The 4,773-nt window shown below is 61.5% G+C and carries 6 protein-coding genes and 1 pseudogene; 4 read left to right on the top strand and 3 right to left on the bottom strand.

The window, feature by feature from the left end; genetic code table 11:
• Positions 1-103: 103 nt before the first annotated feature.
• Positions 104-445, top strand: coding sequence for a hypothetical protein (locus K8638_RS43905; protein ID WP_223760761.1), 342 nt, complete (start codon positions 104-106; stop codon positions 443-445).
• A 24-nt stretch (positions 446-469) separates the two neighbouring features.
• Here the strand turns inward: K8638_RS43905 and K8638_RS43900 are convergent, their stop codons facing one another.
• Positions 470-1,141: a hypothetical protein gene (locus K8638_RS43900; protein ID WP_223760760.1), complete on the bottom strand. Its 672-nt coding sequence runs from the start codon at positions 1,139-1,141 to the stop codon at positions 470-472.
• A 306-nt stretch (positions 1,142-1,447) separates the two neighbouring features.
• Here K8638_RS43900 and K8638_RS43895 point away from each other — a divergent pair, with 306 nt between their 5' ends.
• The gene (locus K8638_RS43895) at positions 1,448-1,975 is read left to right on the top strand and encodes a hypothetical protein (RefSeq protein WP_223760759.1); all 528 of its coding nucleotides are present in this window, start codon (positions 1,448-1,450) and stop codon (positions 1,973-1,975) included.
• Between the two features lie 65 nt (positions 1,976-2,040).
• Here K8638_RS43895 and K8638_RS43890 read toward each other — a convergent pair whose 3' ends face one another.
• The gene (locus K8638_RS43890; RefSeq protein WP_223760758.1) at positions 2,041-3,042 is read right to left on the bottom strand and encodes a hypothetical protein; all 1,002 of its coding nucleotides are present in this window, start codon (positions 3,040-3,042) and stop codon (positions 2,041-2,043) included.
• 78 nt (positions 3,043-3,120) lie between these two features.
• On the opposite strand from K8638_RS43890, the gene K8638_RS43885 reads away from it, so the two are divergent.
• Entirely contained in the window at positions 3,121-3,432 is a 312-nt protein-coding gene (locus K8638_RS43885; protein ID WP_223760757.1) for a hypothetical protein, read from the top strand.
• A gap of 267 nt (positions 3,433-3,699) precedes the next feature.
• Here the strand turns inward: K8638_RS43885 and K8638_RS43880 are convergent.
• Positions 3,700-4,053 (bottom strand): annotated as a pseudogene (locus K8638_RS43880) (phage major capsid protein); the annotation flags it as partial.
• Positions 4,054-4,197: 144 nt separating this feature from the next.
• On the opposite strand from K8638_RS43880, the gene K8638_RS43875 reads away from it, so the two are divergent.
• Positions 4,198-4,773 (top strand): hypothetical protein (locus tag K8638_RS43875; RefSeq protein WP_223760756.1); only part of this gene is annotated, 576 nt, incomplete at its 3' end.

Raw genomic sequence — 4,773 nt, 5'->3', positions numbered from 1 at the left:
CCCCAACCACCGACGCACCTCACGCAGCCTGCTCGGTCTCCCCGTTCACCCCTCGGGGCCCTGACGCAGTAGTGTTAGGCAGCATCTTCGCGATCTGGTGGCCGTGCATGAGCCGAAGGTTCCCGCGCTTGAGCGGCTGAGCACCATCATCCGCGAGAGCGGCAAGCGGTCAGTCGTCGCGTCGCTTCGCGCCCATGGCACCGGTAAGAACCTGACGGCGTTCTCGCGAATGCTCTTCGGGAATCCACCCGCCGACGGCGCGGCATGGGAACAGGCGATCGGGCGCATCCACCGTCAGGGACAGCTCGCCGACGAGTGCGAAGTCGAGCTGTACCAGCACACCGACGAGCTGATTGACGCATTCCGGAAGGCACGCGACTTCGCGCGTTTCATCGAAGAAACGGAAGGCACGCGACAGAAGCTGTGCTTCGCGGCATACAATTGACATGACCTCCGGCAGATTTGGCCCTCATGTAGTGAGATTGTTCTTGATAAGATAGCGAACCACGCGCCTCTTGTCTGAGTCGGAAAGATACATACGGTAAACCTCGTCGCCGATATCGTCTCCAATGGCGGCGGCGATTGGCATCGCCAGTGCCCCGGGCGTTGCTGTGTACTCCTCTTGCACAGCATTAATGAACCTTAGCGCGTCCTGAAAATGACCGCCGATCTTTTCGTGCCAGACTGGAATGGCTTCCTTTAAGAAGTGCGGATCATCAATACGCTTTCCTCCGACCACGTAGTTAACGCGTTCTCGTAAAACTTGGGCTCTTTCAAGATCCTTGACGTATCGAGCTTTCAGAAGACCTCTTTTCACGAGCTTTTCTTTAAGCATTTTCTGGAGTCTGCCATGATTCATCCGCTTGACTTGTCCAGGCTTTGTTGCGCAGTCGATACACAGCATTGCGACGCCCATGTGAAAGAGCGAGTAGTAAATGCCGACGAAGGGCAAAATCGCGCTTCCGTTCTTCTGGAAAGTTCCAAAGGCAGTCTCCCGGAAGACGACGGCACTCAGTAGCCGCTCCGAACACAAAGAGAATCGTCTTTCCCAATCATCGCTTTGGCTAGGATTGGTCGGCCGCAACGACGCGGTGAGAGATTTTCTGTAGCTACGACTCAACTTCAAAGCGGCGTGGGACATGTTGTTTCCAATCAATATGTTGGTGATCGTTCTGCGCCATGGACGGCTACGGGCTCACCAGGACGATACCACAGTCGACTCTAGTCAATGGCGGCAAGGCGGCCTATCGAGCACTTTAGAGGGTTCGGCTTGAGGGGCCTTTCGCGCTCCGGACGTGCGCGGTGCCGCAGTCCAAACTCGGCTCAGCCGTAAGTTCGATGCCTGCGTAGGCCCCGAACCACGCACGGAAAGCGCACGCGTTTAGGGCCTGTCGGCGCTCGCTACGCGCTGCCGCCGACACAACCCCAAGCGAAGGAAGCAAGCAACGTGAACAACGCACTGACGAAGATCGCGACCGATCAGGCGGCGGGTGGGCGCTATCCGCGCTTCGGTCGCTACCTCCTGGAAGTGGAGGTCATCCGCACGAAGGAAGGCTTCAAGGGTGACAGCGCGATCGCCGAGCTGAAGGTTCGCGAGTCCGCGCCCCTGACGGGCGGCGAGGCTGCGAGCCGGCCGGGCGAGACGGTCGACTACGTCGAGAACCTGACCGACCAGAAGAAGGGCGGCGGCGGGCGCTTCAAGTCGTTCCTGATGACGCTCGTCGGCGCGGACGAATTCGAGTTCGCGAACCCGGCCGTGCTGAAGAAGTTCTTCGACGAGCGCCAGGCCGGCACCCACCTGTTGATCGGGTGCGAGGTCTACCCGAAGCAGCTCCCCGCGAAGGATGGGCAGCCGGGCAAGGTCATCAGCGGCTACCGCTGGACGCACGTCGAGCTGAACGACGAGCAGCTCGCGCAGGTCGAGCAGTCGCGCAAGGCGAGCAAGCTCCCGACGCTCGCCGACGCGCTCAAGTAGCGGCAGCACGGGCGTGCTCGGAGTCGAAGGAGCCGGCTCCGAGCACGCTTATGTCGTCCTATGACTCAAGGGTTCTGCTTCGTCCGGTCTCGCTTGCGGCCGTTCGGAGGGTTGTAGGCAATGAAGGCGTCTTCAACCGTAAAACCCTGTAGCCTAACAATTGAGGGGTGGGCATCGTGAATGGCGTTTAGCTTTCGAATAAGCCCTTCGTCATCCGTAATGAGCATTCCACACTTTCCCCCAAACGAAGCAACATAGGCATCGATAAAGTCGTTTTGGTCAAACTCCAGAAGTCGACCATACCGCTTAAAGTTCTTCTCGCGCTCCTCCTCGGTGAGTGTCGCCGAAAAATCAGCCAAGCGCGTCAACAGGGCGTAAGTCCAAGTGCAGTTGAATGAGGATGGCCGTTCCTTTGCCAACCGAACGTCATCAGCTGGGCGATTAAGGACATTGACAAGCAAGCGACTGACTACATCGTCACACTGATCAAGAGCCTTTTCCGTTCCGAATTGCACAAGACTTTCTTTGATCTCATCGCGAAACACAGGGTTAGACTCGTACTCAGCTCTGCATCTAGCTACTTTCGCGTCGTGCTCCTTTCGCAACTCTGCCTTGGCAGCTTCCCAATCTTCGCGGGCCGCCTTCAGCTCTGCGACAAGCTCGCCCTTTGCGATTGAATCACTTACCAATTTATCTATTGCATTTGCGGGTGCAGATTGAACCCGCCCAGCACTTTCCCATTCGCAACGGATCGACGAGAACCTGCCGGGTCCGAAGAACTTAACGCGCTCGCCAAACCTTCTGTATAAATTTTGAAATGCCGTCAGCACAGCTATTTGCCTAGCAGGCTTTCTGGGGGCGAGCATTTCATATAGCGACAGAAGCGAAAACCAGATGTCGCCTTGGTCGGGATACTCCACCAGCAGGTCAGTCAGCCCAAAGAGTGTTCGCTCTGCAAGCGGACTGTTCGCCCGGATGACGTTGCTGTCAAAGAGCACGTCGGCGTTGTGAACCTGCCTGGGCTTCTCAAGCACTCTGAATTGCTTTTTTTCTGTCGTGTCTGTCATGGGCGGATCCTATCACACGGAGGGTCTACGGCAATCCTGACAGCCCATCAACGCAGGCAGCCAATAGAGGCGCGCGGCTTGAAGATTTGGTCGTTTGACACTGAGACCCATCGCAAGCGCCCGGGCCTGATGGCGCCCCCTCTTGTGTGCGGCAGCGTGGCGACGCGCGACCCCGGGAGCGAGTGGCTACTCGACAAGGCGCAGGCCCGGCACTTTTTCAGCAACACGATTGCCGACCCCGACGTGCATATCGTCGGCGCGAATCTCGCCTTCGACCTCGGGGTGATGGCGGCAGACAACCCGCGTTTGATTGAGCCCATCTTTGCGGCGCTCGACGCGGGGCGGCTACATGACGTGGCGATCCGCGAAGCGTTGATCGACATCGCGTAGGGGCTTCACGGCGTCGACCCGACGACCGGGCGGAAGCTCGACGATGACGAAGGCGCTCGATACCCGCTCGCGCTGCTCGTGAAGCGCTACTTCGGCGTCGATATCAGCGAGGACAAAAAGAACCCGAACGAGCGGCACGCTGTAGGCGGCGACGTGATCGGACGGCAGCAGGTACGCGACGAGCAGCTCGCTCTCCCATCCCCCGGGCGCCCCTTCACCCAGTCGGGATCGGCACTGTGCGAGCTGCCCCGGTGTCACGCCGTCGGGTTAGTAGGTGATCGAGCTGAACGCCTTCGGCTGGCGCAGCTTGAAGTCGCCCTTCACGATCGCTCGGATGGTCGTCTCGTCGTACTCGGCGCGGGTGTCGTGCTCGGAGAGGATCAGGTTCTCGTCGATCCCGTAGATGAATTGGCGCCAGTCGGTACAGAACGTGATTCGCGTCACCGGGACGCGCGTCGTCATCACGAAGGGGAATCCGCAAATCGTGCCCTTGTCGAGCATCTCCTGACGGAAGATGAAGATGCCCGAATCCTTGAGCTGCATCAGCGCGGTCGCGCGGGTCGGGTGAATGACCCACGCTGCCGTGCCCATGCGAACGTGAGCGGTCAGCGGCAGCTCAACTGTTACCGCGCACCCTGGTTGAGGGAGCGAGGCCCGAGTTCGAGCCGGCTGCGTGATGGGGTCGCGCCGCCCGCCCATCGTCGGCGAGAAACTGGAGCGCCGCGCCCGCTGATGTAGCAGGCGGCCAGGAGGACGGGGAGGAAGGTGCGCAGAGGGTGCGGCAACACCCTCATGCGCGGGCCCCGGAAACCCCTGCGAAAAGAGAACCGGGACACCCGAGGAGTCGTCCGTTTCGAGGGCGACGTCAAGAACTGGCCGCCCTCCGTGGACGAGGGACGGCCGAGGCGCTGCGTGGCGTGTGGGCGCGGAGCCTACGAAGGCGGCGGGCTGGGCCTCCATGGACACGGGCTCGTCGAGCGCCAGCAGCGCGGCCCGCCGACTCCGGAGGGGGCGCCGGAATGCCGGGGGGTGCTGTGCCGCCGCTACCGCTGCAAGCCCTGTGGCGCGGTGATGCGCGTGGTGCCGCCGTCCGTCGCTCGCCGCAAGCACTTCAGCGGGGAGGCGATTGCCTTCGCCCTGGCGCTGTGGGCCCTGTGCGGCCTCGGCGCGGAGGAGGTGCGGCGGCGGACGAGCGACTGGACGCGTCGCGGGGACGCCGCCCGTGGCTGGCGGTCGCTCGCGAGGTGGGCGCGGCAGCTCCGGGCGCGGGAGCTGTTCGGCGCACTCCACCTCGGCGCGGTGGCGGACGGGCCTCGGGCGCTCGCGGCCCGCGCGGCGCAG

This window comes from Myxococcus sp. RHSTA-1-4 (genome assembly GCF_020037125.1).
In the GTDB taxonomy this organism is placed as follows: Bacteria; Myxococcota; Myxococcia; order Myxococcales; family Myxococcaceae; genus Myxococcus.
The sequence above is the reverse complement of the archived record's forward strand: the minus strand, read 5'-3'. Positions and strand labels throughout refer to the sequence as shown.

Bases quoted from the DNA above. Each gene is read 5' to 3' on its own strand.
- K8638_RS43900 (WP_223760760.1), bottom strand. From the start codon at position 1,141: ATGTCCCACGCCGCTTTGAAGTTGAGTCGTAGCTACAGAAAATCTCTC.
- K8638_RS43890 (WP_223760758.1), bottom strand. From the start codon at position 3,042: ATGACAGACACGACAGAAAAAAAGCAATTCAGAGTGCTTGAGAAGCCC.